Source organism: Pseudoblastomonas marina, assembly GCF_034374265.1.
GTDB lineage: Bacteria > Pseudomonadota > Alphaproteobacteria > Sphingomonadales > Sphingomonadaceae > Alteriqipengyuania_A > Alteriqipengyuania_A marina.
In genome coordinates, this window is the sequence record NZ_CP139718.1 from 199,553 (window position 1) to 223,715 (window position 24,163).

General features: G+C 66.3%; 18 protein-coding genes. 13 read left to right on the plus strand and 5 right to left on the minus strand.

Annotation, left to right across the window (positions count from 1 at the left end; translation table 11 throughout):
* Positions 1-48: 48 nt before the first annotated feature.
* The 4 genes from purT to T8S45_RS00955 all read left to right on the plus strand — a co-directional run bounded on the left by purT (position 49) and on the right by T8S45_RS00955 (position 3,871).
* Entirely contained in the window at positions 49-1,221 is a 1,173-nt protein-coding gene (gene purT / locus T8S45_RS00940; RefSeq protein WP_322294329.1) for a formate-dependent phosphoribosylglycinamide formyltransferase, read from the plus strand.
* A gap of 40 nt (positions 1,222-1,261) precedes the next feature.
* The gene (locus tag T8S45_RS00945; RefSeq protein ID WP_322294330.1) at positions 1,262-2,278 is read left to right on the plus strand and encodes an NAD(P)H-dependent flavin oxidoreductase; all 1,017 of its coding nucleotides are present in this window, start codon (positions 1,262-1,264) and stop codon (positions 2,276-2,278) included.
* Between the two features lie 75 nt (positions 2,279-2,353).
* Complete coding sequence (locus T8S45_RS00950) at positions 2,354-3,013, plus strand: YceI family protein (RefSeq protein WP_188641245.1); 660 nt, start codon at positions 2,354-2,356, stop codon at positions 3,011-3,013.
* A 156-nt stretch (positions 3,014-3,169) separates the two neighbouring features.
* The gene (locus T8S45_RS00955; protein WP_456107289.1) at positions 3,170-3,871 is read left to right on the plus strand and encodes a VV20781 family protein; all 702 of its coding nucleotides are present in this window, start codon (positions 3,170-3,172) and stop codon (positions 3,869-3,871) included.
* A 48-nt stretch (positions 3,872-3,919) separates the two neighbouring features.
* Here T8S45_RS00955 and T8S45_RS00960 read toward each other — a convergent pair whose 3' ends face one another.
* Complete coding sequence (locus T8S45_RS00960) at positions 3,920-5,347, minus strand: aldehyde dehydrogenase family protein (protein ID WP_322294332.1); 1,428 nt, start codon at positions 5,345-5,347, stop codon at positions 3,920-3,922.
* A 179-nt stretch (positions 5,348-5,526) separates the two neighbouring features.
* Here T8S45_RS00960 and T8S45_RS00965 point away from each other — a divergent pair, with 179 nt between their 5' ends.
* Positions 5,527-6,939 (plus strand): alkaline phosphatase PhoX, encoded by a 1,413-nt coding sequence (locus tag T8S45_RS00965; protein WP_322294333.1) that lies wholly within the window; start codon positions 5,527-5,529, stop codon positions 6,937-6,939.
* 136 nt (positions 6,940-7,075) lie between these two features.
* Here T8S45_RS00965 and T8S45_RS00970 read toward each other — a convergent pair whose 3' ends face one another.
* Positions 7,076-10,408, minus strand: a complete 3,333-nt coding sequence (locus T8S45_RS00970) for a TonB-dependent receptor domain-containing protein (RefSeq protein ID WP_322294334.1) — start codon at positions 10,406-10,408, stop codon at positions 7,076-7,078.
* 354 nt (positions 10,409-10,762) lie between these two features.
* Between T8S45_RS00970 and T8S45_RS00975 the strand changes: the two genes are divergently transcribed.
* From T8S45_RS00975 to T8S45_RS00995, 5 genes are all read left to right on the plus strand, one after another.
* Complete coding sequence (locus T8S45_RS00975) at positions 10,763-11,632, plus strand: dienelactone hydrolase family protein (protein ID WP_322294335.1); 870 nt, start codon at positions 10,763-10,765, stop codon at positions 11,630-11,632.
* Positions 11,633-11,876: 244 nt separating this feature from the next.
* On the plus strand, positions 11,877-12,863 hold the full coding sequence (locus tag T8S45_RS00980; RefSeq protein WP_188641252.1) for an SPFH domain-containing protein: 987 nt from the start codon (positions 11,877-11,879) through the stop codon (positions 12,861-12,863).
* Positions 12,863-13,342 carry an NfeD family protein gene (locus T8S45_RS00985; protein ID WP_188641253.1) on the plus strand — a complete coding sequence of 160 codons (480 nt, stop codon included), beginning with the start codon at positions 12,863-12,865 and terminating at the stop codon, positions 13,340-13,342. Before T8S45_RS00980 ends, T8S45_RS00985 begins: the two co-directional genes overlap by 1 nt.
* 24 nt (positions 13,343-13,366) lie before the next feature.
* Positions 13,367-13,792 (plus strand): peptide-methionine (R)-S-oxide reductase MsrB, encoded by a 426-nt coding sequence (gene msrB / locus T8S45_RS00990; RefSeq protein ID WP_322294336.1) that lies wholly within the window; start codon positions 13,367-13,369, stop codon positions 13,790-13,792.
* 92 nt (positions 13,793-13,884) lie between these two features.
* On the plus strand, positions 13,885-16,050 hold the full coding sequence (locus tag T8S45_RS00995) for a transglycosylase domain-containing protein (RefSeq protein ID WP_322294337.1): 2,166 nt from the start codon (positions 13,885-13,887) through the stop codon (positions 16,048-16,050).
* Positions 16,051-16,121: 71 nt separating this feature from the next.
* On the opposite strand, the gene T8S45_RS01000 is transcribed toward T8S45_RS00995, so the two are convergent.
* The 3 genes from T8S45_RS01000 to hflK all read right to left on the minus strand — a co-directional run bounded on the left by T8S45_RS01000 (position 16,122) and on the right by hflK (position 19,745).
* Positions 16,122-17,648: a Do family serine endopeptidase gene (locus tag T8S45_RS01000; RefSeq protein ID WP_322294338.1), complete on the minus strand. Its 1,527-nt coding sequence runs from the start codon at positions 17,646-17,648 to the stop codon at positions 16,122-16,124.
* Positions 17,649-17,761: 113 nt separating this feature from the next.
* On the minus strand, positions 17,762-18,601 hold the full coding sequence (hflC, locus tag T8S45_RS01005; RefSeq protein WP_322294339.1) for a protease modulator HflC: 840 nt from the start codon (positions 18,599-18,601) through the stop codon (positions 17,762-17,764).
* Position 18,602: 1 nt separating this feature from the next.
* The gene (hflK, locus tag T8S45_RS01010; RefSeq protein ID WP_229658054.1) at positions 18,603-19,745 is read right to left on the minus strand and encodes a protease modulator HflK; all 1,143 of its coding nucleotides are present in this window, start codon (positions 19,743-19,745) and stop codon (positions 18,603-18,605) included.
* A 77-nt stretch (positions 19,746-19,822) separates the two neighbouring features.
* Here hflK and T8S45_RS01015 point away from each other — a divergent pair, with 77 nt between their 5' ends.
* Genes T8S45_RS01015 through hemH form a run of 3 tightly spaced genes read left to right on the plus strand, consistent with a single transcriptional unit; the run spans position 19,823 to position 24,104 of the window.
* A complete protein-coding gene (locus T8S45_RS01015) occupies positions 19,823-20,776 on the plus strand; it encodes an Mrp/NBP35 family ATP-binding protein (RefSeq protein ID WP_407654921.1) in 954 nt (317 codons plus the stop codon).
* Positions 20,761-23,067 (plus strand): molybdopterin cofactor-binding domain-containing protein, encoded by a 2,307-nt coding sequence (locus tag T8S45_RS01020; RefSeq protein WP_322294340.1) that lies wholly within the window; start codon positions 20,761-20,763, stop codon positions 23,065-23,067. Before T8S45_RS01015 ends, T8S45_RS01020 begins: the two co-directional genes overlap by 16 nt.
* Positions 23,064-24,104, plus strand: a complete 1,041-nt coding sequence (gene hemH / locus T8S45_RS01025) for a ferrochelatase (protein WP_322294341.1) — start codon at positions 23,064-23,066, stop codon at positions 24,102-24,104. Before T8S45_RS01020 ends, hemH begins: the two co-directional genes overlap by 4 nt.
* Positions 24,105-24,163 lie beyond the last annotated feature (59 nt).

Sequence of the window (24,163 nt, forward strand, 5' to 3'; positions counted from 1 at the left end):
AACTGCATCCCGCCAGTCTACCATTCGCGCTGCCAGTTAGGGACTCGCATGTCATTCACCACCAAAATCCTGTTGCTCGGCTCGGGCGAGCTGGGGCGCGAATTCGTGATCTCGGCCAAGCGCCTCGGCGCATACGTGATCGCCTGCGACAGCTACGACAACGCGCCCGCGATGCAGGTCGCGGACGCGCGCGAGGCGTTCTCGATGCTCGACGGGCCGCGGCTCGAGGAAGTGATCGCGCGGCACAAGCCCGATCACGTCGTGCCCGAGGTCGAGGCGATCCGCACCGAGGTGCTGGCGAAACTCGAAGGCGAGGGCGTCCATATCGTCCCTTCGGCCAAGGCTGCGCAGCTGACCATGAATCGCGACGGGATCCGCGACCTCGCCGCGCGCGAGCTCGGCGTGCGGACCTCGACCTACGATTATGCCGAGAATTTCGAACAGGTGCAGGCGGCGGCGGACAAGACCGGCTTCCCATGCGTGATCAAGCCGGTGATGTCGTCCTCGGGCAAGGGGCAGAGCACGGTGCAGGACGCGGCCGAGCTCGAAACGGCGTGGCGCTATGCGGTCGACAATATGCGCGGCGATCGGGCGCGGGTGATCGTCGAGCAGTTCGTCGACTTCGAATACGAGATCACGCTGCTGACCGTGGCGCACAAGGGTGGGGTGTCGTTCTGCCCGCCGATCGGCCACCGGCAGGAGCGTGGCGACTATCGCGAAAGCTGGCAGCCGGCCGCGATGAGCGACGCCGCGATCGCCGAAGCGCAGGCGATGGCGAAGACCGTGGTCGAGGCGCTCGGCGGATACGGTATCTTCGGAGTGGAATTTTTCGTCGCGCGCAATGACGAGGGGCGCGATGAGGTGATCTTCTCCGAACTGAGCCCGCGCCCGCACGATACCGGGATGGTCACCCTGGTGAGCCAGAACCTGTCCGAATTCGATCTCCACGCCCGCGCGATCATGGGGCTCCCGGTGCCCGAGCATATCCGCGCGCGTCCCGCCGCGAGCGCGGTGATCCTCGCCGATCGCGAGAGCGAGCACGTGTCCTATGCGGGGCTCGCCGAGGCGATGGCCGACGGCGCCGACATCCGCATCTTCGGAAAACCCGTCACCCGCCCCTGGCGCCGGATGGGCGTCGCGCTGGCGACCGGCGGGTCGACCGACGAGGCCCGCGCACGCGCGACCGCCGCGGCGGGCAAAGTGACGCTCCACTACGACTGACGCTTGCCGCGTCCCGCTCGCGCGGATAAGCCGCCGCGCCATGAGCGAATATTCCAAGACGCTGCGCCTGATGGAGCGCGGCCGCGAGTTTCTCGGTTCCGATTACGCGATCCTGTGCGGTGCGATGAGCTGGGTGTCGGAGCGCAACCTCGTTTCCGCGATCAGCAATGCGGGCGGGTTCGGCGTGATCGCCTGCGGCGCGATGACGCCCGAGCTGCTCGATACCGAGATAGCCGAGACCAAGAAGCTGACCGACAAGCCCTTCGGCGTGAACCTGATCACCATGCATCCCGACCTGTTCGACCTGATCGCGGTGTGCGAGAAGCACGCGGTCGGCCACGTCGTGCTGGCGGGCGGGATTCCGCCCAAGGGCAGCGTCGAGGCGATCAAGGGTGGCAATAACCCGGCCAAGGTCATCGTCTTCGCGCCCACGCTCGCGCTGGCCAAGAAGCTGCTGCGTTCGGGCGGCGATGCGCTGGTGATCGAGGGGATGGAGGCGGGCGGCCATATCGGCCCGGTCTCGACCAGCGTGCTGGCGCAGGAATTCCTGCCCGAGCTGAGCGAGGACCACCTCGTCTTCGTCGCCGGAGGCATCGGGCGCGGACAGGCGATCGCGGGCTATCTCGAAATGGGCGCGGTCGGCGTGCAGCTCGGCACGCGCTTCGCCTGCGCGAAGGAATCGATCGCGCACGAGAACTTCAAGAAGGCCTTTTTCCGCGCCAATGCGCGTGACGCGATCGCCAGCGTGCAGGTCGATCCGCGCCTGCCGGTGATCCCGGTGCGCGCCTTGAAGAACAAGGGCACCGAGGAATTCACCGCCAAGCAGCGCGAGGTCGCTGGCAGCCTCGATCGCGAGGAGATCGCGATGAACGAAGCGCAGCTGCAGATCGAGCACTACTGGGCAGGTGCGCTGCGCCGCGCGGTGATCGACGGCGATGTCGAGAATGGTTCGCTGATGGCGGGACAGTCGGTCGGCATGCTCAAGGAAGAGGAACCCGTCGCCGACATCATCCAGAAGCTGATGGCGCAGAGCGAAGAGGCGCTGACCCGGCGATAGGCGCGGGGAACGGCTCACGGTAAGCATGCGTTGGTATCGCGGTCGCGACCCTTCCTGCCAGCCGGAGACTTTGCCATGCGCCCCGCCACCCTAACGGCCATCCTTTCGCTCACCACCATTGGCGCGCTCGCCGCCGCGCCGGTCCTTGCCGACAACCATGCTGCGCCCCAGACTCCCGGGGCGATGGATGTCGCGCGGGTGACGGCAGGCACATATGCGACCGATCCGGCGCACACGCTGGTCGGCTGGCGCGTCGACCATTTCGGGTTCAACGATTATTTCGGCACCTTCGGCGATGCCGAGGGTACGCTGACGATCGACCCCGCCGATCCGGAAGCGGCGCAGGTCGACGTGACCCTGCCGATCACCAGCGTCTCGGTGGTCAGCAAGGGGCTGCGCGACCACTTGCTGCGTCCGGGCAGCGATGGCGGCGATCCCGATTTCTTCGGCCCCGAGCCCGCGCCCGCGCGCTTCGTTTCAGACGGGGTGACGATCTACGGTAACGGTACCAAGGCGCTGGTCAGCGGAAACCTTACACTCAACGGGCGGACCAACCCGGTCGTGATCGAGGCGAAGTTCACCGGGGCCGGGAAGAACCCGCGCAGCCAAGTCGAGACGATCGGCTTCGAAGGCGAATTTTCGATCAACCGCTCGGACTTCGGGATCGACTATGCGATCCCGCTGGTCGGAGACGAAGTGGGGCTAACGATCAGCGTGGCGTTCGAAAAGCAGTAGACGCGGAACCGGCGCAAAACATGGCCTGGCCATCGCGCCGGTCGATGCAGGAGCATGTTTCGCAGACTGTATTGGCTAACTAGTTCACCGTTACGCGACGGTTCATCTTCAGCGGTGCTTATCTGAATCTCCGACCCACTTCTGAAAGCAAAGACGATGAGGAGATTCGCACTTTTGGCCCCGCTGTTTCTGACAGCGGCCTGTTCCACCTTTCCCGCGGCGCAGATGCGCCTGCCCGGAAGCCTTGCCGCCGAGGCCGAGCGCCAGCCGTTCATGGAGATGAGCGGATGGCGAAGCGGAACCTTCGCCGTCGGCGAGTATCGCGGCAGTTATCGTCGCCAGCTCGACCGGCTGTCGATTGCCGGCCTGTTCAAGAGCACCGAGGGGCAGGCCGATTTCGAGATCGAGGGCCCCGGAATCTCGAGCACGATCGAGGCCGAATGCGATGTACGCGAGCGAGCGCTCACGCTCGGTGATACCGAGTTCAAGCCCGGGCGCATGGCGCTGCGGTGCGATTTCTACGCCGAGGGTGAGCCGATTCCCGCACGGTTCGAACTGCAGGAATCGCGCAAGTTCGGAGCCGATATCCTGACCCGCAACGCCCGGCGCGGCGAGATCGGCCTCGCAGGCCTGATCGTGCAGTTCCGCTCGGTGCATGAGGTCGAGGGCGGTGCGCTGCCGGTCGAAGACCCAATCGGCTACGTGTTCGAGCAGGACGGCAGGGCGATTGGTGCGCTTGAGCTCAATGGCCGTCCGGTGCTGATCGTGCCCTACGGCACCGACCTCGATCGCCGCCGCGCGATGACGGTCGCAGCAACCGCGCTGGCGACCTTCTGGGATCCCGCCGTGGTCGAATAATGAATGTCTGGGGAAGGAGGCTGGCTTAGGTCGGCCTCCTTGCCAGGCTTAGACCGCCGCGTCGCGTTTCACCGTGATCACCTGCGGATAGGTGAATTCGAGCAGGCCTTCCTTGCCGTATTCGGCGCCGAAGCCCGATTGCTTGTGTCCGCCGAATGGGGAGAAAGGCGAAAGCTGCATGAACTCGTTGACCCACACGGTGCCGGTCTCGAGCTGTTCGGCGATCGCCACGCCCTTGTCGGCGTCCTTGGTCCAGACCGCGCCGGCGAGGCCGTATTCGCTGGCATTGGCGCGCGCGATCGCCTCGTCCTCGGTCGCAAACTTCATCAGCGGCATCACCGGGCCGAATTGTTCTTCGGCGACGATCCGCGCATCCTCGGGCGGATTGTCGAGGATCGTGATCGGGACATAGTAGCCCGAGCCGGTCGGGTCGCCTTCCTCGCCACCGACGAGGAACTTGTAGCCATTGTCCTTCGCGTCCTGGATCAGCTCGAGCACGCGCTCATACTGCTTCTTGTTCTGGATCGGCCCCACGGCGGTGCCCTGCTGCGCGCCGTCGCCGACCTTCATCGTCTTCGCGAAGTCGGCGATCGCCTGCGACAGGGCGTCGTAGATATCCTCGTGGATATAGACCCGCTTGGCGGCGATGCAGACCTGCCCGGCATTCATGAAGCTCGACCAGAACAGCTGTTCGGCGACCTTCTCGACATCGACGTCGGGCAGCACGATCGAGGCGTCGTTGCCGCCGAGCTCGAGCGTGATGCGCTTCAAATCCTTCGACGCGCCTTCCATGATCTTCTTCCCCGTCGCGGTCGAGCCGGTGAAGGTGATCTTGTCGATATCGGGGTGCTCGGTGATCAGCGGGCCGAGCTCGTCGTGCCCGGTGATGATGTTGACCGTTCCCGCGGGCACGACGTCCTTGATCAGCTCTGCCAGCCGCAGCGTGGCGAGCGGGGTGAAGGGCGAGGGCTTCAACACGATGGTGCAGCCCGAAAGCAGCGCCGGGACGATCTTCTGCACCGCCATGCTGACCGGGAAGTTCCACGGCACGATCCCGCCGACCACGCCCACCGGCACGCGGCGGGTGCGCGAGAGGCGCTTGTCCGAATCCTCGGTCACCTCCTCGTCGAGCGAGAGCGTGCTCTGCGCTTTGGCCATGCCCGACGCGCCGAGCAGTTCGCCCTTGGCCTGGTGGTGCGGCTTGCCCTGTTCGCTGGTGAGCAGGCGCATCAGCTCGTCGAGATTGTCCTTGATCGTCTCCGAGATCTTGAGGACCACTTCGCGGCGTTCCTCCATCGACATCTTGCGCCACGATTTGAAGGCCTTGCGCGCGGCGGCGACCGCGCGGTCGAGCTCTTCCTTGCCGCAGGCGGGCACGCGACCGATCACCTCTTCGGTCGCCGGGTTGACCACGTCGACCCAGCTTTCGGTGGTCATCATCTCGCCATCGACGAGGTTCGCATAATCGGTCGGCATCGCTCATTCTCCTGTCGGCTTTGCGCGCCTGATAGCGGAGCGACGGGGGGCGAGTCACGGCCCGATTTAATCGCGCGCTTAAGCCGACGCTCGTCCGCGTCGCCGCGTCGCTTATGGAGTGCGCCTTGCGGGATCGGCAATGTCGCCGCACACTCGCGGACGAGGAAGGGAGAGGGATCATGGACTTCGATCGTCGACGGGTATTGCAGGGCGGGGCCGCCGCCGGACTGGCATTCGCGGCACTGGGTGGGGGCAGCCTCGCCCGGGCGCGCAGCGCCAATGACGGGCTGCCGCTGGTCCCCGATCCGGAGCGGCGGCTCGACCTGCCCGAGGGCTTTTCCTATCGCCTGCTGACCGAGACGGGCAAGCCGATGACCGACGGGTTCACCACCCCCGGGCGGCCCGACGGGATGGCCTGTTTCGCGCATCCGACCGAGGCCGGGAAGCTGGTCCTGGTCCGCAATCACGAGATTTTTGCCAGCATCGATCACGGCCGCCCATGGGGCGAGGGCGATGCGCTGATCGGACAACTCGACGCGAGCAAGGTCTACGACCCGCGAGGCGGGCCGCTGCCGTTCCATGGCGGAACCACCAATCTCGTGCTCGACGCGGCGAGCGGTGCGGTCGAGCGCGATTACCTCTCGCTGATCGGCACGGTCGGCAATTGCGCGGGCGGGGCGACCCCCTGGGGCAGCTGGCTGACCTGCGAGGAACAGATGCTCAAGCCGGGCGAGGAGCGCGCCGAGAAGCTCCACGGCTTCGTCTACGAGGTTCCCGCCGATGCGAACGGTCTGGTCGATCCGGTGCCGCTCACGGCGATGGGTCGCTTCGCGCACGAAGCCGCTTCGGTCGATCCCGACACCGGGATCGTCTACCTCACCGAGGACAGCCATACCGGGCTGTTCTATCGCTTCATCCCGAACGTGCGCGGCAAGCTGCACGAGGGCGGGAAACTACAGGCGCTCGCGATCGTGGATTGGGACAGCGCCGATACCCGCAACTGGCCGCTCGACTGGAGCCGCGACACGGCGCGCAAGGTGCCGGTGGGCACGCGCATGGCGACGCGCTGGATCGACATGGACGACGTCGAATCGCCCGAAGCGGACCTCGCGGCGCGCGGCTTTGCGGCGGGCGCGGCGCTGTTTTCGCGCGGCGAAGGGCTCGCCTACGGGCGTCACGCAAACGGTGCGGCCGAGCATTATTTCAACTGCACCCAGGGCGGCTATTTCGGTACCGGACAGGTCTGGAGCTACGCCCCAGGCCGCGGCGAGGGCACGGCCGACGAGCAGCCCGGCACGCTCGCATTGGTCTATGAAAGTCCTGGGCCCGATACGCTCGACCTGTGCGACAACCTCGCGGTTGCCCCGTGGGGCGATCTGATCCTGTGCGAGGACGGCCGCGGCGACAATTACCTGCGCGGGCTGACGCCGGGCGGCACGATCTACGACCTCGCGCGCAATGCGCATGAGGGCAAGGCCGAGTTCTGCGGCGCGTGCTTCTCGCCCGACGGCGCGACGCTGTTCGTCAACGTGCAGGAGCCGGGTTTCACCTACGCCATCTCCGGCCCGTGGGAGCAGCTGCGCGGCGGCTGACGATTACGGCAGGCAAAAAAAGAGGCAGGGAGATGGAGGACTCCCTGCCTCTTCGATGAACGCGCCCAAAGGGACTGGAAGCGCGTTTTCTGGTTGTCCGGTCGCGCTGGATTGCGCGACCGGATCGTCTCGCGAACTAGAATGCGATCCGAGCGCCGGCGTAGAAGTACCGACCCGTGATCGGGTAGATACCGCTGCCCGCACCGCGTCCGTCGAGCGGCAGGAACGGCATCTGGTCGAGCACGTTGTCCACGCCGGCATAGAAGCGGAAGTCGGTGCCTTCCGGTTCGAAGCCGAAGCGCAGGTTGTGGTACAGCACTTCCGGATACTTCGCGAACGGGGTCGCATCCGGGTTGGTCGGCCCACGGCCCTGGTGGGTGAACTGGGTTTCCCACGAATTCACCGCCATGGCGCTGAGGAAGCGGGCGTTGTAGCTCAAGTCGAATTCACCGAAATCGATGTTGGTGAATGCGCTGACCGCGAATTCCGGCAGACCAAGCACACCGTGCTGACGGGTCGACTGCTCGGGAGCAGCGATGAACGTGAAGTCCGTCCGCTCCAGATTGCGCGTCGCCAGAAGGCGGGTGTTCAGCCGCACGCCATCGGCGATGTTGCCGATGTAGGCCAGTTCGAAGTCGATCCCGCGAGCCTTCAGCTTGGCGTAGTTGAAAGGCTGATCGATGAACGACGGGCCGAGCTTCGGGATCGTGATCGGGTTCAGACCGGCGTAGGTACGGCTGGTCTGGCCATCGAAGCTGAAGTCGGTGAGCGGGTCGCTCGTCCGGCGACGGAAAACCGCCGCACAGAACGGATTGTCGAGGCTCACCGGATCGTCATAGCAGCGATTGATGACGCCCTGGGAACCGATCCCCGAGATCACGTTGCTGACCTTGATGTCGTAGTAGTCGACCGAGAACGAGAGGCCTCGCAGGAAGGTGGGCTCGAACACACCGCCGAAGGTCCAGCTGTCGCTGGTTTCGGGAAGGAGGTCGGCGTTGCCCTGGTTGAAACCGGAGATACCCGACTGCGAGGTGTTGACCCACGGACGGGTCTCGCCGTTGACCACGATCGTCGTCGGGATCCCCGCTTCCGCACAGCGTGCCGCGCGATTGGGGTTGCCGCTGTCGATGATCGCCTGCTGCGAGCACGGATCGACCAGGCCGTTGAGGAAGGTTTCCGACTGGGTCGAGAACAGGTCGCCGATATTCGGGGCCCGAACCGCGCGAGCGTAGCTGGCCCGCAGACGCAGACCGGGGGTCGGCGAGTAGATCAGGCCGGCGTTGTACGCGTAGACCGGATCTTCGGCGGTGCTGTAATCCGAGACACGCGCAGCGCCTTCGATCGTCAGTTCATTGACGAACGGGACGTCGGCGAGAAGCGGAATGTACAGCTCTCCGAACAGCTCCTTGATCTCCTGCGCGGGCGGATCGAAAGCCCCGATCGCGTTGAGGAAGCTCTGGCCGCTGCGGGTGAATTCATCGAACCCCGAGAACGCGTCTTCACGACGGTATTCGGCACCGAACGCAAAGCCGACCGGGCCACCGGGAAGGTTGAGGAAGGCCTCGGTATTGCCCGAGATGAACGCCGTGGCGTTATACTGTTCGGCCCACTGCTCACGGCTCGAGGTCGCCAGCACGTAGTCCTTCGCAGCCTGCGATGCGGTGCCGAAACCGAACACGTTGAGCGCGACGCAGTTGGGATCGTCGTTGGTGGTGCTCGTATCGGCATTCACACGGCAGACGATGTCTCCGTTGGCCAGGCGAACGGCGTCGATCGCCCGGTTATAATTCCCGATATTCACGTTGCCGCCGGTTTCGTAGTAGGTCTCGGTGCGGCCGTAGTTGAATGCGATTTCATAGCGCAGGTCGCCGGTATCGCTCAGCTGGCCACCGACACCTGCGACAATGCGGTAGGTTTCACGCTGGTGGTCTTCCGAACGCGTCCCGAGGTCGTAATTGAAGCGCGACGACTGGAACGTCTGCGAACCGTTGAGCACGGCCGCGGAGTTCGGATCGAGCCCGTTGATCGCGATGATCTGCTGGCGCGCCTTGGGCGTCAGGAAGGCGTTGTCGAGACGGAAGGTGTTGCTGAGCGTACCGCCGGTCGCGAAGGTCGGCTGGGTCGAGGTCTGCTTGGAGTCGATCCGGACGTACTTGGCTTCGAGGAAAGGCTGGAATGCCGCGCTGAAATCGCCGCTGAGCAGGAAGTTGAACGCATAGCGATCGAGTTCCGGACGCAGCTGCGCCTCTTCGAGCCCGGTCGAACCGAGGCCGCCGATGACCCCGCCACCGAGCGGACGAAGATCCGCGGTCGGAACGCTGCGAACGAGCTCGGTGCCCGCATCGTTGAACGACCAGTAGTGCTGCAAGGCGCCGCCGGTGGGGCTGAAGCTGGTCGGCACCCGGCGACCCGAGGAATCGAGCGCGGTCGCCGCACAGGAGTTGATCAGGCGGTTGTCGTGACGCGCGCGCGCGGCGGGGCTCAATGCATCGTACTGGGCGTTGGTGAGGAAGGTGCAGGTCGTCTGCAGCATCCCGTTGCCGTTGAGCTGCGCAAAGCGCAGGCCGTCGACCAGCGTCGTGTTGGGCACGCCGTTATCGTTGCGGTTGGGCGTCGCCGTGGTTGTACGGGTCAGCGGGTTGTAGGTCGAAACCGGCTCGGTCGTGGTGAACCCCGGGAAGCCGGTAAGCGCACCGGTGAAGTCGTCGCGCTGGTTCATCAGCAACTGATCGGAGTGATCGTATTCCGCGGCGAAGGCCACGTTGATCCTGTTTTCGAACAGGTTCTTGCCGATGGTGAAGCTGCCCGAGTAGGTGGCGGCATCGCCTTCGTCGGAAATGCCGCTCTGGCCGCGCAGACGAATGCCGTCGAAATCACGCCGCAGCTTGAAGTTGACGACCCCCGCGATGGCGTCCGAACCGTAAACGGCCGAGTTGCCGCCGGTCACGACGTCCACGCTTTCGAGCAGTTCGTTCGGAATGGTGTTGGTATCGACATCGTAGGTGCCCGGCGACGACGTCACGTGACGGCGGCCGTTGACCAGCACCAGCGTGCGGCTGGTGCCCAGATTGCGGAGGTCGAGCCGGTTGATGCCCGCCGTACCGATGAAGCGGGTCGAGTTGGCCTGGGTGAAGGTCGAACCCAGCGCCGGCAGTTCGGCCAGCGCATCACCGATATTGGGCGTGCCGCGTTCGGTGAGATCCTGACCGGTCACGGTCGCGATCGGGTTGGTCGATTCGAGGTTGGGACGCGCGATGCGCGAACCGGTGATGACGACAGTGTTGCCGGTGGCTTCGGTGCCATCGGCATTGGTCACCTCGGGGCAATCTTCGTCGAGCTCGGGGTCGCACGCGTCTTCGGCGTCCTGCGCGAGCGCGGGCGTCGCGACGGCGAACGACGATAGGGCGGCGAATGTAAGACAGGCAGCACTGGTGGTCGCGCGAAGCGCGCTTTTGGAAATGAAGTTCATGGTCTCTAAATCCCAAAAGGCAGCCGGACTAAGCGCCAGACTACCTGATCCCTATTTGCCGTATTGCGGACTTGGGATTTGTGCCCCGCCTCCCGGCAACATCATTTATGACGGGACTCGCATTCAGCGGCAATCGCTTTCTATCGGGAAATTTCTAAATTTTGAAACATGTAGAAATTAAGACACAGTTTTCGCGTATTTATATTCTTAGATAACACCAATCTTCATTTGAATATTACTTTGGGTAACATCGCGAGGCTCCCGAACGTTATCATCGGATAGTGGCGTGCGCCGATGGACCCAAATGGCTTCGGCAGCGTTGGTCGCAGGAGGCGAACAACCGGGAGTGGAATCATGTGCAATGAAAAGCAGGTCGAGAACTGGGCGAAGGCGATGGTTTCGCGGCGGCAGTTCGGACTCGCCGCCGGCGCGAGCGCGGCTGTCGGCTCGCTCGCCGGCTGCACCACGATGGGCGGAACCGGCGCGTTGACCGAGAGTATGGTGTCGATCCCGACCGGGGCCGGGATGATGGACGCCTTCTTCGTCCGCCCCGCCGGGACCGATAGCCCCGCGGTGCTGTTCTGGCCCGACATCGCCGGGATCCGCGAAAGCAAGCGCCAGATGGCGCGGCGTCTGGCGGGCGAGGGTTATGCGGTGCTCGTCGCCAATCCCTATTATCGCGACGTTACCGCGAACCAGTTCGCCGATTTCGCGAGTTTCGCCGTCGATGGCGGGTTCCAGAAGGTCCGGCCGTGGCGGCAGAAACTCGATGCCGAGGCGATCATGGCGGATGCGCGCGCGGTGATCGCGTGGCTCGACCGGCAGGATGGCGTCGATTCCTCCGCCGGGGTCGGCACGCAGGGCTACTGCATGGGCGGTCCGTTCGCCGTGTGGACCGCAGCGGCGGTTCCATCGCGCGTGCGTGCGGCAGCGAGCTTCCACGGGGGCGGCCTGGTGCGCGAAGGCGATCCGATGAGCCCCCACAACACGTTCGACGATGCGCAGGCGAGCTACCTGATAGCGATCGCGCAGGACGATGCCGAGGAAGCGCCCGACGAGGAGCGCATCATCGCCAATGCGGCGCAGGCTGCCGGACGCCCGGCTGAAGTCGACGTCTATGCCGGCGATCACGGCTGGACCGTGCCCGACAGCCCGAGCTACGCCCGCGAAGCCGCCGAACGCGCCTACGCCGACCTGATCTCGCTCTACGCGGGCGCGCTGTAGCTTTTTCCTACTCGCGGGCGATCGAATAGAAGGGGCGGATGACCAGGAGTCTCCGTCCCTTTGCCGTGCCCGCCCGGAAGGTCACATTCCTCCGCCCCGATTGCGCGCCAAGGATCTGGAAAAACGCCATATTCGCGCGCGCGCCCGTTTTGCAAAACCCCGGGATCGGTGGTCCACGCCTGTCGCTTCCGCTTGCCCCCGCCTGCCCGGGTGCTAACATCGCCTCCTGCAATGGGAGGTTGAAATGCAATTCGTGCTTGGTCTGATCTTGGTGCTGGTCGCCGCGTTCCTTTTCATGGGCGTGCGCGTGGTGAAACAGGGCTATGTCTATACGATCGAACGGCTGGGCAAGTACACGCTCCCCGCCGAACCGGGTCTGCACCTGATCATCCCGTTCATCGATCGCGTCGGTCACAAGATCAACATGATGGAGCAGGTGCTCGACATCCCGGGGCAGGAGATCATCACCAAGGACAACGCGATGGTCGGGGTCGACGCGGTGGTGTTCTTCCAGGTGCTCGACGCGGGCAAGGCGGCTTACGAGGTTTCAGGCCTGCACAATGCGATCCTTGCGTTGACGACCACGAACCTGCGCACCGTGATGGGCTCGATGGATCTCGACGAGACGCTGTCGAAACGCGACGATATCAACGCGCGCCTGCTTTCGGTGGTCGATCACGCGACCTCGCCCTGGGGGATCAAGATCACCCGCGTCGAGATCAAGGATATCCGCCCGCCCTTGGACATTTCCGAGGCGATGGCGCGGCAGATGAAGGCCGAGCGCCTCAAGCGCGCCGAGATCCTCGAGGCCGAGGGCGACCGCCAGAGCCGCATCCTGCGCGCCGAGGGCGAGAAGCAGAGCGCGATCCTCCAGGCCGAGGGCAAGAAGGAATCGGCCTTCCGCAACGCCGAGGCGCGCGAACGCGAGGCCGAGGCCGAGGCCGCCGCGACCCGCGCCGTTTCCGAAGCCATCGCCGAAAGCGGGGTGCAGGCGATCAATTACTTCGTGGCGCAGGAATACACCAAGGCGATCGGCAAGTTCGCGACCAGTCCCAATGCCAAGACCATCCTGTTCCCGGTCGAAGCGACCAATCTCATCGGCACGCTCGGCGGGATCGGCGAGCTGGCGCGCGAGGCGCTGGGCGAGCACAAGGACGGCGACGTCACGACGCCGATCCCCGAAAGCAAGCCGCGCAGCCGCGTCACGGTTCCGCATAGCCGGAACGCCTGATGCTCGAAGGGATCGAACCGCACTGGATCTGGCTCGCGGTCGGCATCGCGCTGGTCACCGCCGAGATGGTGGTGCCCGGCGTCTACCTGATCTGGCTCGGGATGGCGGCGATCCTGACCGCGGGGCTGGCCTTCGCCGCGCCGGTGGGGATCGAGATCCAGGTCGTGACCTTCGCGATCCTTTCGATCCTCGGCGCCTTCGCCGGGCGCAACTGGCTCCGGGACAACCCGATCGTGGGCGCCGATCCGCTGATGAACCGGCGCGGCCACCGGCTCGTCGGCGAAGTCGTGCGCGTGACGCAGGCGATCGAGGACGGCAGCGGGCGCGTCCACCAGGGCGACAGCGAATGGATCGCGCGCGGGCCCGACGCCGAGGTCGGTGCGAAGATGCGGATCACCGGCTGCGACGGCGCGATCCTGCTGGTCGAACCGCTCGATGCTCCCAAGGATACCGGAACACCCGCGCTGCCCGAAGGTTGAACGCCGAAAGGAGTTCTTCGACCGATGGCCGACAAGATCGTCAAATCCGATTCCCAATGGCGCCAGGCGCTGACGCCCGAACAGTATCGCATCCTGCGCGAGAAGGGCACCGAACGCGCCTTCACCGGTAAGTACGAAGGCTTCAAGGGCGACGGCCAGTATCTCTGCGCCGGCTGCGGCCAGCCGCTGTTCGACAGCGAGGAGAAATATACGAGCGGCTCGGGCTGGCCGAGCTTCACCGAGCCCGCGGATGACGAAGCGGTCGAAACGCATCGCGACAATTCGCACGGGATGGAGCGGATCGAGGTCGTCTGCGCGCGCTGCGAGGGCCATCTCGGCCACGTCTTCCCCGACGGGCCGGGGCCGGAGGGCAACCGCTATTGCATCAATTCGGCCGCGCTCGAATTCACGCCTCGCGAGGACACCGAAGGCGCTGCGGGGGACGGTTGATCCCGGCCTTATTCATTCCATGTTCCAAATGGTCTAGGCAGGGTCCGACCGCGCAATTCGACGCGCGCAAACGAGGACTCACCTAGACCCGCATGGCACACAAGTCGCGTAGACGCCGTCACCGCAATGGCGCCAGTTCCGCCCCGGCTGCGGTGACCGGATGGAAGCTCTGGCTCAAGCGCACGCTGGTCTGGGGCCTCGGTGCCGCGCTCGTCGGCGCCTTGCTGCTCGGGATCGCGGTCGCGGTCACGATGCAGGGCCTGCCGAGCTACAGCCAGCTGCGCCAGAGCCAGCCGGGCCAGACGATCGTGGTCCGCGCGCGCGATGGATCGCAGCTCGTCTCGCTCGGCCCGTCCTACGGCGAATGGCTGCCCTACGAACGGATCCCGCAGGTCATGCGCGACGCGATGGTCTCGGTCGAGGACCGCCGCTTCGACATGCATCCGGGGGTCGATCCGATCGGCCTCGCGCGGGCAACCTGGGTGTCGCTTTCCACCGGCACGGGCATGCGCGCCACCTCGACGATCACCCAGCAGCTCGCGCGCAACATCTTCCTCAACTCCAACCGCACGATCGACCGCAAGGCGCGTGAGGCGGTGCTCGCGCTCGCGCTCGAGGCGAAGTTCTCGAAGAAGCAGATACTCGAGCTCTACCTGAACAAGGTCTATTTCGGCGGCGGCGCCTACGGTATCGACAGCGCCAGCCGACGCTTCTTCGGCCACGGCGCCGATACGCTGAGCCTCGAGGAGGCGGCGATCATCGCCGGGCTGGTCAAGGCGCCGTCACGCTATTCTCCCACCGCCGACGCCGATGCGGCGGTCGCCCGCGCCAGCGTGGTGCTCGATACGATGGCGCGCAACGGCTACATCACCCCCGGCCAGGCCGGGGCGGTTGATCCCGACACGGTCGACATCCGCGAAGACCGGGGCGGCAATGCGGTGCGCTATTTCACCGACTGGGTGCTGCCCCAGCTCGACCTGCTGCTGCCCACGACGTTCGAGCCGATCGAGGTCTGGACAACGCTCGATCCTGCGCTGCAGGAGGCGGCGAGCGAGGCGATCAATGCGCATGCACCCGAGGGCGCGCAGGGCGCACTCGTCAGCATGGATCGCGACGGGGCGATCCTCGCCATGGTCGGCGGCAAGGATTACGTCGAAAGCAATTACAACCGCGCCACCCAGGCCCAGCGCCAGCCGGGCTCGGCATGGAAGCTTTTCGTATACCTGACCGCGCTCGAGGCGGGCTATACGCCCGACGATCGCGTGGTCGACGAACCGGTCACGATCGACGGCTGGAGTCCGCGCAATTCGGGCGGCGGTTTCTCGGGCGAGATCGATGTCCGAACCGCCTTCGCCTATTCGAAGAACACTGTCGCCGCGCAGCTCGGCTACGAAGTCGGCTTCACCAGCGTCGCCAGCATGGCGCGGCGGTTCGGGATCACCACGCCGATCAACACCATGCCCGCGATGGTGCTGGGCACGTCCGAAGTACGCGTGCTCGACATGACCCGCGCCTTCGCGGGGATCTCGGCGCGCGGGAAGTCGGTCGAGCCATACGGAATCCTGCGCGTGAGGACCGCGAGCGGCGAGATGCTATACGAGCACGAAGCCAAGCGCCCGCAGCAGCTGGTGCCAGATTACGTCGCCGCGGGGATCACCGACCTGCTGCAGACCACGGTCAATATCGGCTCGGGCCGGGCGGCGAATATCGGGCGTCCGGTGGCGGGCAAGACCGGGACCACCAATTCGAACAAGGACGGCTGGTTCGTCGGCTTTTCCAGCGGCGTCACCACTGGCGTGTGGATGGGGCGCGACGATGCCCGCGCGGTCGGCGGCCTGCAGGGCGGGACCGCGCCCGCGCGCGCCTTCGCACAGTTCATGCGCAAGGCGGTCGCCAAGCGCCCGGTCGAACAGTTCGACACAGATCTGCGCCTGCCCGAATGGCAGCTCGAACCCGACGAGGAGGATCCGTTCGGCGATCCTTCGGATTACTACTATGTCGACGAGGACGGCAATCTGATCGATCCGCGCGAGCTCGAGGACTACGATCCCGCCACGCGCCGGCCCGAAGGCATCGACGCGCCAGACGGCAATCGCCAGAGCCCGGCGCCTGCGGTCGACCCCGAATTCCTCGACCGGGCGATCAACGGGACGCGCCGCCCACCGCCGGCAGGGCAGGCCCCGCCCTCGCAGCCGAGCCCGTCACCCGCGCCGAGCCCGCGCACGACCTCGCGGCCCGTGACCCAGCCGACCGAATAACGCTTAGGCCAATATGAAAGGGGCGCCGCGACCGTGGTCGCAGCGCCCCTTTAGCTTATTCTTGTTAACTCCTAGCGCAGCCGCACGGCGATGAATCGCGGCGGTGCGCCGGGGCGCTGGACTTCGAGGAGGATCGAGCCGCGCCCTGCTTCCTCAAATCCCTCGAGGATCGTCTCGAGCTCCTCGACCGTGTTCACTTCCTGCTGGTTGGCGGAGAGGATCACATCGCGGCGACGCAGGCCGCGCTGGCCGGCATCGGAAGTCGGGTCGACCACGCTGATGACGAGACCGCCGGTATTGGTCGGCAGGCCAAGCTGGCGCGCGATCTGTCCGGTCATCGGGACTACCGACACGCCGAGCGAGTCCTCGATCAGGCCCGCACCCTGGCGCTGCGGCGCCTGGTTGAGGCCGTCTTCTTCTTCCTCGTCCTGCTGGCCGAAGCCCTGTGCGGCCAGCTCTTCTTCGGAGGGTCGCGTGCCCACCGTCACATTGACGGTCTGGCGTTCGCCGCGACGGACCAGTTCGATCGGAATGCGCTTGCCGGGCTCAATATTGGCCACAATGAAGCTGAGTGTCTGCTCGGGGGTCACTTCCTTGCCGTCGATCCTGACGATCACGTCGCCGGCCTGGATGCCTGCCTTCGCTGCCGCACCGCCGGGCTCCACGCCCTGGACGAATTCACCGCGGTTTTCTGCCACGCCAAGCGATTCTGCGAGCACGTCGTCGACCGGCGAGATGCGAACGCCGAGGTAGCCGCGCTCGATCGCCTTGCCGTCGCGCAGCCGATCGATGATCGGCTCGGCGATTTCGGCGGGAATCGCGAAACCGATGCCGACGCTACCGCCCGTAGGCGAGAAGATCGCATTGTTGATGCCGATGACGTTGCCCTGCAGGTCGAACATCGGGCCACCCGAATTGCCGCGATTGATGGCTGCATCGGTCTGGATGTAGCGATCGTAGGCGCCGCCCTGGCCGGTATTGCGATAGACCGCCGAGATGATGCCCGAGGTCACGGTGCCCGACAGGCCGAACGGGTTGCCGATCGCGATCACCCAATCGCCCACGCGTGCGCTGCTCGAATCTCCGAATTCGACGAACGGGAAGGCTTCGGAGCGCTCGATCTTGAGCACGGCGAGGTCGGAAGCGGCATCGCGACCGATGAGTTCGGCTTCGTATTCGGTCCCGTCGACCAGCGTCACGGTGATCGATTCGAGTTCAGCGGCGCGGCTGGGCGCGACGACGTGGTTGTTGGTGACGATGTAGCCATCGGCCGAGATGAGGAAGCCCGAGCCGAGCGAGCTCGCCTGGCGGGTGGTCTGGCCATCGCCGCGGCGGCCGAACAGGTCGGCGAACGGCGTGCCTTCGAACGGGTTGTTGGAGACGCGCACGCGCTGGGTGGTCGAAATGTTGACCACCGCCGGCTGCAACGCTTCGGTCAAGTCGGCAAAGCTGCCGGGCGCACCGGCACGCGGGGCCATCCGCGAAATGGCCGAATCGTCATTCTGGGCAACTTGCGCACCTACCGGCTGGCCGGTCGCAAGCGTGACGGCAGCACCTCCCATCAGCAGGGCGGTGGTCACTCCATAGGCATAGCGCATGGCGGGTCTTTCCTCTTGCGTTCTCTTCGGGTCAAATGCGACCACGAATGTAGACGTTCCGCGGCTTAATCGCGATTGAACGCGAGGACACCACCGAAGTCGTCTGTCGATCCCTAACGTCGTCCGCGGAACTGGCGCAGATACTCGTTGTCGGGCGACAGGATGATGCTCGATTCCGAACCGTTCTCGTCATCCTGCGCGAAGGTCGCGTCGTAGCTCTGCATCGCGCGGTAGAAATCGTAGAACTCGGCGTCCTTGCCATAAGCCTCGGCATAAATCCGGGCGGCTTCGGCGTCGGCCTCGGCGCGAATGATCCGGGCGTCGCGCGCACCCTGCGCGCGGATCGTGAGGGCTTCGCGTTGGCGGTCGGTTTCCATCCGCTGGAAGGCGGATTCGAGCGGGGCGCCCTGCGGCAGGTCGGTGCGCTTGATCTGCACGTCGATCACCTCGGCACCGTACTGGCGCGCCTGGCGGTCGAGATTGATGCGGACATTGGCGAGCGCGGCGCCGCGTTCGGCGGTGAGCATCGCCTGGAAGGTCCGGCGACCGAGTTCCTGGCGCAGCACCGAGTTGAGGATCGGCTCGAGCGCGGCACGCACGCCGTCGGTGGTGCCGGCGCGTTCGACCATGCGGACCGGATCGACGATCCGGAAACGCGCATAGGCGTTGACGAGCAGGCGCTGCTGGTCGTTCGAAAGCACTTCCTCGTCGGTCATTTCGAGGTCGAGCAGGCGCTTTTCGACCATCCGGACCTGATCGATGATCGGGACCCTGAAATAGAGCCCGGCATTGGTCTCGCCATTGGGCGTGTTGACCACGCCGATCGGTTCACCGGCGCGCAGGACGACGGCCTGTTCCTCCTCGGGCACGACGAAGGCGCTGAGGAAGAACAGCACGATGGCAATGGCGAGCCCGACCAGGAGGCCGCGGCGGTTCTGGAGAAGTCCGTCCATCTTACTGGCCTCCCTGCTGGGGTGCGGTGACCGTGGCGGTCGAACCCTGTTGCTGCGCGCGGCGCCGGATTTCGGGCAGCGGGAGGTAGGTCTGCACATTGCCCGGTTCGACGATGGTCTTGTCGGTCTGGCGCAAGACGCGCTCCATGGTTTCGTAATAGAGACGCTGGCGGGTGACTTCGGGCGCGAGGCGATACTGTTCGTAGACCTTGTCGAATGCCTCGGCCTGGCCCTCGGCTTCGGCGAGCACCTGCTGCGCGTAACCGCGGGCCTGATTGCGGGCGGCGTCGGCATTCTGTTCCGCGACCGAGACGTCGCGGAAGGCGTCGACCACCTGGCTGGGCGGGTCGGCCTTGTCGATTTCAACACCGAGGATGTTGATGCCCGCGGCATAGCCGTCGAGCACGCGCTGCATGCGCTCGCGCACGGCGAGCTCGATTTCGGCGCGGCCCTGGCCCGAGAAGGTCTCGTCGAGCGTCTTTTCGGCGACCGAGGCGCGCATCGCGGCTTCGGCGACTTCGCTCACGGTTTCTTCGGGCTCGACGAGGCGGAACTTGAAATTGGCGAGGCTCTTCACGTTCCAGCGCACGATATAGCTGAGATCGACGAGGTTCTGGTCGCCGGTCAGGATCAGCTTGGCCTGCTGGTCGCTCGTCGGGATGTCGATCGCGCGGACGCCGTCGACGCTGATGATGTCGACCGTCTCGATCGGCCACGGCGCGGAGATGTTGAAACCCGGTTCGAGCGTGCGGGTGTAATTGCCCAGCGTCTTGACCACGCCCTGTTCCTCGGCATCGACGACGTGGAACATCGAAGACCCGAGGCCCAGCGCCACGATCGCAACCACCGCGACCGGAAACCAGCTCTTGCCACCGGGGCGCTGCGGCATGCGGAAATTGCCACCGCCGCCACCGCCACCGCCGCGGCGCTTCTTCGAGAAGATGTTCTCGACATTGCCGCCGCCGCCGGCCGATGTTTCGGGCGGCAGCCAGGGATTGCGCGGCCCGCCCGACGATCCGGGCGGGGGCGTGGGATCGGGCCGCGGGCCGTTGCCGTCGCCGCTCCCCTTGTTGCCCCAGGGGCTCTTGCGCTTGCCGGCCATCCACAGGCCGCCGTTCTTTACCAACCGGGTGAATCCGTCCATGCGGCGGATATAGTCAGGCTCCCTTGCGAAAAACAGGGGGCGCATACGAAATTTCGACCGGGGTTCGACGAAAGACGGTGAACGAACAGCTATTGGAACGACTGCCCGATGACCTGCGCGCACGCGTTCAGTCCGCGCGGCTGGCCGAAGGCCGCGCGGTGCTGGTGCTCGATGCCAGCGGGCTCGACGCGGCGGCGCGCAAGGCGCTCGAGGATGAGACGCGCACGCGCGTGGGAGCGCTCGACGATGTAAGCGAGGTGCACGTCGCGCTGACCGCGGACAAGCCGCACCGCCGGATGATCGCGATCGGATCGGGCAAGGGCGGCGTCGGCAAGTCGACCCTCGCCGCCAACCTCGCGGTCGCGCTGGCGCGGCGCGGGCGCAAGGTCGGCGTGGTCGATGCCGATATCTACGGGCCCTCGCAGGCGCGGCTCTTTTCGACCGAGGGGCAGAAGCCCACTGCGAAAGACAAGCAGCTGATCCCGCTCGATACGGAGAGCGGGGTGAAGCTGTTGTCGATGGGCAATCTCGTCGAGGCCGACCGGGCGATCGCGTGGCGCGGGCCGATGGTGGCGGGTGCGCTGGGCCAGATGATCGAAGGCGAGTGGGGCGATACCGACACCCTGATCGTCGATCTGCCGCCGGGCACGGGCGACGTCCAGCTGACGATGGTGCAGAAGCACAAGCCCGACGGCGCGATCATCGTCTCGACCCCGCAAGACCTCGCGCTGATGGACGCGACGCGGGCGCTGAACCTGTTCCACACCGCCGAGGTCCCGATCGTGGGGCTGGTCGAGAACATGGCCGGCTATGTCTGCCCGCACTGCGGGGAGGTCTCCGATCCCTTCGGCAGCGGCGGCATGGAGTCGGTCGCGCAGCAGATCGACGTGCCGTTCCTCGGCCGGATTCCGCTCGATATCGCGATCCGCACTGCGAGCGACGCTGGCAAGCCCGTGGCGGGAGGCGACGATCTCCGCGCCCGCGCCTTCGACACGATCGCCGAAAGGCTCGAGGCATGGATGGCGAGCTGACCGAAAAGCCCTCCCGCAAATTCTCGGTCAGCCGCCGGCAATTGCTGGTCGGTGGCGGGATCGGCGCAGGGCTCCTGCTCGCCTGGAATTTCTGGCCGCGCGAACATGCCGCGCCGCTCGACCCCGCCGAGGGCGAGACGGGGTTCGGCGCTTGGCTGCGGATCGGCGAGGACGGCGTGGTCACCGTGGCCGTGCCGCAACTCGAAATGGGGCAGGGGGTCACCACGCTGCTGCCGCAGATCGCGGCGCTCGAACTGGGGGCCGACTGGCGGATGGTCGCGGTCGAACCGGCCCCGACCAGCGCGGCCTATGCCAATCTTCCACTGGCGGCGCGCTGGGTCCCGATCTGGCGCCCGACGCTCGCCGCGCTGGCGGGGGACGAAAGCGACATGGTGGTGCGCAATTTCGCCGAGGGCGAGCGCTTCGCCGCGACCGCCGACGGCACGACGCTCGCGGCCTACGAGACCCCGCTGCGCGAAGCCGCCGCCAGCGCCCGCGCGATGCTGTGCATGGCCGCGGCCGAGCGCTGGGACGTGTCGTGGGAAGCCTGCCGCACCGAAGGCGGGCTCGTGCTGCACGAGGACAAGGCGCTCGGCTTTGGCGCGCTCGCGACCGAGGCGAGCGCGTTCGATCCCCCGCGCGTCCCCCCGCTGCTGCCCGCGAGCGCGGCCGACACCGGCGAGGCGCTCGAGCCCGATGCACTGCCCGCCACGCCCCGGCTCGACGCCCCGGCCAAGGCCGCGGGGTCCTACCCCTTTGCCGGCGATATCCGGCTCGACGGGATGGTCCATGCCTCGATCCGCCACGGCCCGGTGGGCGATGCCGAGCTGACCCGCTTCGATCCCGCCAAGGGGCGCAATGTCCCCGGCTATCTCGGGCTGGTCAACGCGAAGCGCTGGCTCGCCGCCTATGCGACGAACTGGTGGGCGGCCGAGCAGGTGCTGCGCAATATCGCGCCCGGCTTCGACACTCCCGACCCGGTCGAGAGCACGGCGATGGTCGAAGCGCTCGACGCCGGCTTGCGGCGCGGCGAGGCGCACGAGATCGTCGCAAGCGGCGAGGGTGAGGCGGCGCTGCCCGACCGGCCAACGCTCGCGCTGCGCTACGATCTTGCACCGGCGCCGCACGCGACGCTCGAAACCGCCACTGCCACCGCGCGGCTGCGCGACGGGATTTGCGAAATCTGGGTCGCGAGCCAGGCGCCCGAGCAGATGCGCCAGGCGGTCGCCGCGCAGCTCGGCCTCGCGGTCGAGGACGTGGTGCATTACCCGGTCGCGGCAGGCGGCAGTTTCGACCGCCGGATCGATCACGATCACGCGGTCGAGGCGGCGCTGATCGCGCGCGAGGCGGGGCGACCGGTGCAGTTGCGGTGGTCGCGCTGGCAGGAATGCCTCGCCGGCTGGCCGCGTGCGCCGATGGCCGCGGTGCTCGCCGCGCAGACCGGCGCGGACGGGCAGATATTGGCGTGGAAGACCCGCATCGCCATGCCGGCGACCAATCGCGAACTGGGCCGCCGGGTGTTCGATCGCTTCACCCCGTGGGCGGCGATGGAGGCGGCGGAGGGCGAGGAGGACGTGCTGGCGATGGAGGGTGCAGTGCCGCCCTATGCGACGCAGAACCTCGTGGTCCAGCACGTGCCGGTGCGGATCGCGCTGCCGACCGCGCGCCAGCGCGGCAATGCGCCCGCCTATACCGCCTTCCTCACCGAAACCTTCATCGACGAGCTCGCGCGGCAGGCAAATCGCGAGCCCCTGGGTTACCGCATCCAGCAATTGGGCGGCGAATCGCGGCTGGTCGAGTGCCTCGAACGCGTGACCCGCAGTTCGGGCTGGGGCGGGGGATTGCCGACCAGCGGGGAAGGGCTCGCCTGCCTGCGGATGGGGCGCGCCGATCGTACCGGGCGGATCGCCTGCGTCGCGCGGACGCGGCAGGGCGAACAGGGGCTCGAGATCGGCGAGGTCCATCTCGCGGTCGATATCGGGCGCATTCCCAATGCCGACATCGCGCGCCAGCAATTGGAGGGCGGGGTCGTGTTCGCGCTCGGCCTCGCGACCGGCGCGCCGCTGACCTATGCCGGCGGCCTGCCCGATCTCGGCACGCTCGGTGCGATGCGGCTGCCGACGCTCGCGCGCCAACCGGAAATCTTGATCGAACTGATCGAAAGTGACGCGGAACCGTTCGATCCCGGCGAACTTTCGGTCGGCGTGACCCTTCCCGCCATCGCAAACGCCCTGTTCGCCGCCACCGGTACACGGCTTCGCACCCTTCCGCTGTTCGCAGGTGTTTCATGACCCGGCCCTCGTACGAAAAACCCGCCCACGCCGCTGCTGACCACCCGAAGGTCGCGACCGGCGGGATCGCGGTGCTGCTGACCAATCTCGGCACGCCCGATGCGCCCGACGCCAAATCGGTGAAGCGCTATCTCGGCCAATTCCTGTCCGACCGGCGGGTGGTCGAGATCCCGCCCATCGCCTGGCAACCGATCCTGCGCGGGATCATCCTCAACACCCGGCCGAAGAAGAGCGCCGAGGCCTATGGCAAGGTATGGGAGAAGGGGGGCTCGCCGCTCGATGTCATCACCGCAGACCAGGCGCGGCTGCTCCAGCAGCGGCTGGGCGAGGACATCCGCGTCGAATATGCGATGCGCTACGGCGATCCCGACATGGGCGAGGCGATCGCACGGCTGAAGGAACAGGGCTACGATCGCGTCCTGCTCGCGCCGCTCTACCCACAATATTGCGCCGCGACCACCGCGACCGCGGTCGATGCCGCGGGCGAGGCGCTGGCGAAGATGCGCTGGCAGCCGACCCTGCGTACGCTGCCGCCTTACTACGATGATCCCGCCTATATCGGCGCGCTGGCCGACGATCTCGAACGGCAGGTCGCGGCGCTCGATTTCGCGCCCGAAATGCTGCTGCTGAGCTTCCACGGCATGCCGCAGCGCACGCTCGAACTCGGCGATCCGTACCATTGTCACTGCCAGAAGACCGCGCGCCTGCTGTGGGACCAACTCGCGCCGCGCCTCAAGGGCATGGAGATGCGGGTCTGCTTCCAGTCGCGCTTCGGCCCCGCCAAGTGGCTGGCGCCGGCGACCGACGACACGATCGAACGGGTGGCGAAGGCGGGGACGCGGCGGCTGGTGATCGCGGCGCCGGGCTTCTCTGCCGATTGCCTCGAAACGCGCGAGGAGCTCGCGATCCAGGGGCGCGAGCAGTTCGAGGCCGCGGGAGGCGAGCAGTTCGCCGCGCTCGATTGCCTCAACGCCTCCGACGCCGGGATCGACATGCTCGAATCGCTCGTCCGACGCGAACTGGCCGGGTGGATATGATCGGGCGGATTTAAGCGGCTGGATTTAGTCGGGCGGTTAACTTACACAGAGGTAAGTAA

Bases quoted from the DNA above. Each gene is read 5' to 3' on its own strand.
- T8S45_RS00945 (WP_322294330.1), top strand. From the start codon at position 1,262: ATGAGCGAATATTCCAAGACGCTGCGCCTGATGGAGCGCGGCCGCGAG.
- T8S45_RS00995 (WP_322294337.1), top strand. From the start codon at position 13,885: ATGGCACACAAGTCGCGTAGACGCCGTCACCGCAATGGCGCCAGTTCC.
- hflC (WP_322294339.1), bottom strand. From the start codon at position 18,601: ATGGACGGACTTCTCCAGAACCGCCGCGGCCTCCTGGTCGGGCTCGCC.
- T8S45_RS01020 (WP_322294340.1), top strand. From the start codon at position 20,761: ATGGATGGCGAGCTGACCGAAAAGCCCTCCCGCAAATTCTCGGTCAGC.
- hemH (WP_322294341.1), top strand. From the start codon at position 23,064: ATGACCCGGCCCTCGTACGAAAAACCCGCCCACGCCGCTGCTGACCAC.
- T8S45_RS00970 (WP_322294334.1), bottom strand. From the start codon at position 10,408: ATGAACTTCATTTCCAAAAGCGCGCTTCGCGCGACCACCAGTGCTGCC.
- msrB (WP_322294336.1), top strand. From the start codon at position 13,367: ATGGCCGACAAGATCGTCAAATCCGATTCCCAATGGCGCCAGGCGCTG.
- hflK (WP_229658054.1), bottom strand. From the start codon at position 19,745: ATGGACGGATTCACCCGGTTGGTAAAGAACGGCGGCCTGTGGATGGCC.
- T8S45_RS01000 (WP_322294338.1), bottom strand. From the start codon at position 17,648: ATGCGCTATGCCTATGGAGTGACCACCGCCCTGCTGATGGGAGGTGCT.
- T8S45_RS00955 (WP_456107289.1), top strand. From the start codon at position 3,170: ATGAGGAGATTCGCACTTTTGGCCCCGCTGTTTCTGACAGCGGCCTGT.
- T8S45_RS00965 (WP_322294333.1), top strand. From the start codon at position 5,527: ATGGACTTCGATCGTCGACGGGTATTGCAGGGCGGGGCCGCCGCCGGA.
- T8S45_RS00985 (WP_188641253.1), top strand. From the start codon at position 12,863: ATGCTCGAAGGGATCGAACCGCACTGGATCTGGCTCGCGGTCGGCATC.
- T8S45_RS00950 (WP_188641245.1), top strand. From the start codon at position 2,354: ATGCGCCCCGCCACCCTAACGGCCATCCTTTCGCTCACCACCATTGGC.
- T8S45_RS00960 (WP_322294332.1), bottom strand. From the start codon at position 5,347: ATGCCGACCGATTATGCGAACCTCGTCGATGGCGAGATGATGACCACC.
- T8S45_RS00980 (WP_188641252.1), top strand. From the start codon at position 11,877: ATGCAATTCGTGCTTGGTCTGATCTTGGTGCTGGTCGCCGCGTTCCTT.
- T8S45_RS00975 (WP_322294335.1), top strand. From the start codon at position 10,763: ATGTGCAATGAAAAGCAGGTCGAGAACTGGGCGAAGGCGATGGTTTCG.
- purT (WP_322294329.1), top strand. From the start codon at position 49: ATGTCATTCACCACCAAAATCCTGTTGCTCGGCTCGGGCGAGCTGGGG.